This is a genomic window from Erythrobacter sp. QSSC1-22B, assembly GCF_001678665.1.
GTDB lineage: Bacteria > Pseudomonadota > Alphaproteobacteria > Sphingomonadales > Sphingomonadaceae > Qipengyuania.
On record NZ_LZRP01000022.1, the window covers coordinates 1 to 4,358 of the forward strand.

Below are 4,358 nucleotides of genomic sequence, written 5' to 3' on the forward strand. Positions count from 1 at the left end.
GCTCTTAGATGCTGTCGGCATATCAAGTGGGGAGCTCACCTTCAAGGCTGAGAGCTGACAGAGCCTCTCCGGGCCTGCACCTTGAGGCCGTTCAGTTCTGGTTTCTTCGGAGCATTGATGCTCCTCGTGCATTTCGGTCCGTATGGAATCAGTCATCCACGGTCAGTTGCAAGATGCCTACGAACAGCTGAGTTTCTCAGGCGGTGGGATACGCTGCTTCTGGCAAGGCGGCGCGCTGGACGCACTTCGGTCCACTCATGAACTCGCGCCCGAACGGATCGCCTGCGCAAGTGGCGGCGCACTTGCGGGTGCCTGTTTCATCGCGGATCGCGGATCGAAACTAGTCGAGGTGTTCTGCAACCGATTGAACGAGCACGACGAAAATTTAGAGATTGGCACCGGAGAATGTCCCACCGAACCAACTCCGCATCAGCAGATATATCGCAGGGTTGTTGATGAAGTGATCGACAGTGAGGCGGAGCAAGCGATTGCGGATGGGCCAGCATTCGAGGTTCTCCTGGCTCGCCCGCCGGGTTGGCTTCCGATCAAACTGGCTGCCGCCGCCACCATGTTCATGTATGAGGTCGACAAGAAGCTGCGTTCAACGCCGCATGGCAAATATGCTGAGGCAGTGGGAGCTAATGAGATGCGCGTCGATGCACGGGCGGCGGCTCGGCAGGGCAAGCTGAAAGATCTGGTCTGCCAGGCTGCGACCATCCCTCCGGTATTCGATATGCGGGAATGGGACGGCAACCCGGTCATCGACGCGGGCACAGTCGACAACGCTCCGATGCCGACCCCAAACTCGGGCCGCACCCTGGTGTTGCTAACGCGCGACTACACAAATTTGCCGGATGTCGAAGGTCGGACCTATCTCAAGCCTTCCTCTGCCACTCCGGCTGACAAGATTGATTTTACCGATGCCGACGCCTTGCGGGCTACCTATCGCCAAGGGCGAAAAGACATCGAAGCTTTGCTCGCCAAGTAGGTAAAAAAGCCGCGCATCAGGGAACAATGATCCCAACAGCCTGTATGGTTGGCGGCGGGTTTGTCCCAGCGAAAATCTAGTTTCTTCTGCGTCGACGAAGGAGCCTTTGATGCCATTACTGGGTCCGGTGCCGCTGGAAAATGTCGGCAATCGTAAGGAGTTTCTGTCCTTCTCGCTTGACGCTACGACCAGCCTCAATCGTGTCAGTTGGGTCTCTTCGCTGTGCCCGCTTCTCGTCGACTCGGTCGGTGGCCGCCCCTCGCTGATGCCATGAGCACGCCCTTCAAAACACCGACTAAGGGAAGCGACAGCGAGAACCGCTTCGCCAGTCCTGCCGAGCTAGCCGATGAGGATCTGGGCGACAGCCCGGCACGTGTGACCGGTCCGCGCATACAATACGAGGTGCAGCGCGCCGTCGTCTGGGTATCGATTGTCGGCGCGGTCGTATTGCTCGTCTATATTTCTCAGTCGCTGCTCGTCATTTTTGGGGCCATGGTCTTTGCGTCCATCGTCGACGGCGGCGCGCGTTTGCTCGGACGGATTTTGCCAATCGCAAGAGCCTGGCGCGTCGTGATCGTGCTGGTGCTGACCGTGGCGTTTTTCACTTGGCTCGCCATTTATGCTGGCTCTACGATCTCGCGCGATGCAGCGATGTTCCCGGCCATCATCGAACGGCAGATCACGGACCTGATCGCCTGGGCTCAGGCGCAAGGCTTCGACGTCAGCCAGGCGCAGTTGGAGAATTACGCTGGCGGTATCAGCAGCGGGATTGGCACATTGACCAGCGCGCTGGGTGGTCTCTTTGGCGGTCTGGTCACGGTCGTGGTTATCATCGTGATAGGGGTTTATGTTGTCTTGGAGCCGCAGCTCTACGAACGCGGCGTTGCCTGGATTCTCCCGCGTGCAAAGAGAGACTCCTTTTATGTGACCGTCAGTCGCATGGCCAAAAGCATGCGCCGGCTCATGGCCGGCCGACTGCTCGGAATGCTCATTGAAGGTGTGTTCACCTACATCATGCTCGCTGTGGTCGCGCCTCTGGTCGGGATTGGCACGGTGCCGATGGCGGTTCTGCTTGCGATATTGACCGGGCTCCTCGCCTTCGTTCCCAATTTGGGTGCGCTCATCTCAGGAGTGCTGATGGTCCTGGTCGGGTTCTCCGGCGGGGTTGAGATGGGCATCTACACCACCTTCGTCTATTTGTTCGTCCAGAACTTCGATGGCTATGTCGTGGTGCCGATGATCGCTAAGAAGGCCGTCGATCTAGCGCCCGCCTTGGTGCTTGCGACCCAGCTTATCATGGGCACCCTCTTTGGCATCCTAGGCCTGTTCCTCGCCGATCCCCTCTTGGCGATGATCAAGGTCTCGCTTGAACGGCGAGCCGAGAAGAACGGTGAGAAAGAGGGTGTGCGAGAGGTGCCTCAGAGTGGGGCGTGAGGCCCTCTGCGTCACGTCAGCGAAAATCGTGCTGACACTCGCATAGAAGGGTGCCGCGCGCGCAGGGTCAGCGACAATGTGGTGAGCCTGCGCTAGTTCGCGCAGGGCGGGGCCATGGCCCCGCCCGCAGTGGTCACGCGTCGCGGCTCACTCGTCGATCTCGACCTCGGTCCGGCGGCGCTCGACCTCGAATTCCTCGACGGTTTCCTCGCGTGTGCGGCGCAAATGGATCTCTTCGACCAGCACCTGCTCCACGACCACGCGAACCTGTTCCTCGACCACGGGGATCACGGTCAGATCGTCTTCTTCGCGCACGGGCGGGATTTCGGTCACTACTCTGCCGATCGGCACACGCTCGACGCTGACGCTCTCGCGAATTACGGGTTCGCTCACCGTAACCGTCTCGGTCACCGGGTGGGTTCGGACCGTCACGGTGCGGCCTTGCTTGGATATCTTGTCGAACCGCACGCGCTCCTCGACCAATGGTATGATCTCTTCCTCCACAACCTTGCGGCGCGAGGGAGCGGCTTCGTCTGCTTTTGTCATTTTAGGGCTCCATCCTGAACGGAGAAGGGGCCGGCAGCGGCATATGCGCTACCGGCCCCTTTCCTAGTCATCGCTGGTTGTTACGTGCGGCGACGGGCGTTGTTGTCGGTGTCGACATCGACCTTGGTCTTGCGGACGGTTTCGTCGATGTGCTCGACCTTGTCTCCGGCGGTCTTCTTGACCACCACTTCGTCGGTGACGACGGCATCCTTGGCGACCACGGCTTCTTCGTTGCGCTCGGTCATGGTGACCGACTTGCCGTCGAGCATCGCATTGGCATCCTTGGTGGATACGCGGCGATCATCGACCGGACGCTTTTCGACCGAGACGTTTTCCTTGCGCAGGTGGACATCTTCGCTGACCTTGTCGGTGACGACATTGGTGTGAACATTGATGACCTTGCCGCGATCGGAGACGCGCTTGCCGATGGCAACCCGCTCTTCCACGACGGGAATCACTTCCTTATCGACCACATGGCCTTCCTTGACGCCGCGGTCGGCGTGGCGAACGGCTTCTTCGCCATAGACGACGCAATTGTCATGGATGTCGAGCGGCTCAACCGGGGTAACCCGACCATCCTTGAGCCGGATGGCCATGACACGCTCGTTTTTCCGATCGACGAGCAGATCGTCGATGATGCCGAACTGGTGGCCTTCTGTATTGACCAGCGGCATGCCGCGGATGTCCTGCGAGCTATGCTCGAGCTTCCATTCGCCGAGGGCTTCGAGGTTTTCGAATCTTTTGTCGTGACGCATAATATTTTTCCTAAATTGAGTGAGGCAAACCGCGGGGTTGACGCCTGAATTAGCGAACCATCTCGATCGAGTTTGCGAAGATGTAGTTTTGCGAATCGCCGAGGATTGACGGATCTGCATTGGCCGGAAGCGTATCGGTGGCGGAGCGAACTTCGCCGTCGATATTTACAATCGAACCTGGGTTGATGTCGTATTCGCCTTCGGTCGCGTCGCCGGGGGTGGGGACTTGATCGAAGAACACCGGAACGCGTTCGCCGTTCATCTCGATGTAGAAGGCCATGTCGCCGGCCAGCGACGACACTTCGACGCCATCGAGGTCGACCGTCTCGCCGACGGTCAGCATGCCTGTCGGTGCGACGGTGCCTGCGGCGACGGTATCGTCGGCCACGTAGACAGCGGTTTCGTCTTCATTGTCCGCCAGGATCCACCAAGCAATTAGTGCTACGGCAAGCAACGCGAGTAATACCCAGAGCCAGGATTTCGAACTTTCTTTTGTAATTGGTATTTCTGCCATCGATTTGGTCTCCACTAAATATGCTCATGTATATAAGGCTGTATGTGAATGCAGCCCCGGTTCATGTTGATTTAATGCAGAACCTTTGATCGAGTTCCGAAATTTTTTCGGCCGTTAATAT

Annotated in this window: 6 protein-coding genes; 3 read left to right on the forward strand and 3 right to left on the reverse strand. The window is 58.4% G+C overall.

Features of this window, described 5'->3' with window-relative positions:
* Positions 1-142: 142 nt before the first annotated feature.
* From A9995_RS15580 to A9995_RS15585, 3 genes are all read left to right on the forward strand, one after another.
* Positions 143-988: a patatin-like phospholipase family protein gene (locus tag A9995_RS15580; protein WP_067614704.1), complete on the forward strand. Its 846-nt coding sequence runs from the start codon at positions 143-145 to the stop codon at positions 986-988.
* Between the two features lie 109 nt (positions 989-1,097).
* Positions 1,098-1,262 carry a hypothetical protein gene (locus A9995_RS17155; RefSeq protein ID WP_168157444.1) on the forward strand — a complete coding sequence of 55 codons (165 nt, stop codon included), beginning with the start codon at positions 1,098-1,100 and terminating at the stop codon, positions 1,260-1,262.
* A complete protein-coding gene (locus A9995_RS15585; RefSeq protein WP_082992832.1) occupies positions 1,259-2,422 on the forward strand; it encodes an AI-2E family transporter in 1,164 nt (387 codons plus the stop codon). Before A9995_RS17155 ends, A9995_RS15585 begins: the two co-directional genes overlap by 4 nt.
* Positions 2,423-2,569: 147 nt before the next feature.
* On the opposite strand, the gene A9995_RS15590 is transcribed toward A9995_RS15585, so the two are convergent.
* The 3 genes from A9995_RS15590 to A9995_RS15600 all read right to left on the reverse strand — a co-directional run bounded on the left by A9995_RS15590 (position 2,570) and on the right by A9995_RS15600 (position 4,237).
* Positions 2,570-2,968 (reverse strand): DUF2382 domain-containing protein, encoded by a 399-nt coding sequence (locus A9995_RS15590; protein ID WP_067614707.1) that lies wholly within the window; start codon positions 2,966-2,968, stop codon positions 2,570-2,572.
* Between the two features lie 80 nt (positions 2,969-3,048).
* Positions 3,049-3,723, reverse strand: a complete 675-nt coding sequence (locus A9995_RS15595; protein ID WP_067614709.1) for a YsnF/AvaK domain-containing protein — start codon at positions 3,721-3,723, stop codon at positions 3,049-3,051.
* Between the two features lie 49 nt (positions 3,724-3,772).
* Complete coding sequence (locus A9995_RS15600) at positions 3,773-4,237, reverse strand: hypothetical protein (protein WP_145917024.1); 465 nt, start codon at positions 4,235-4,237, stop codon at positions 3,773-3,775.
* Between the last annotated feature and the right edge of the window lie 121 nt (positions 4,238-4,358).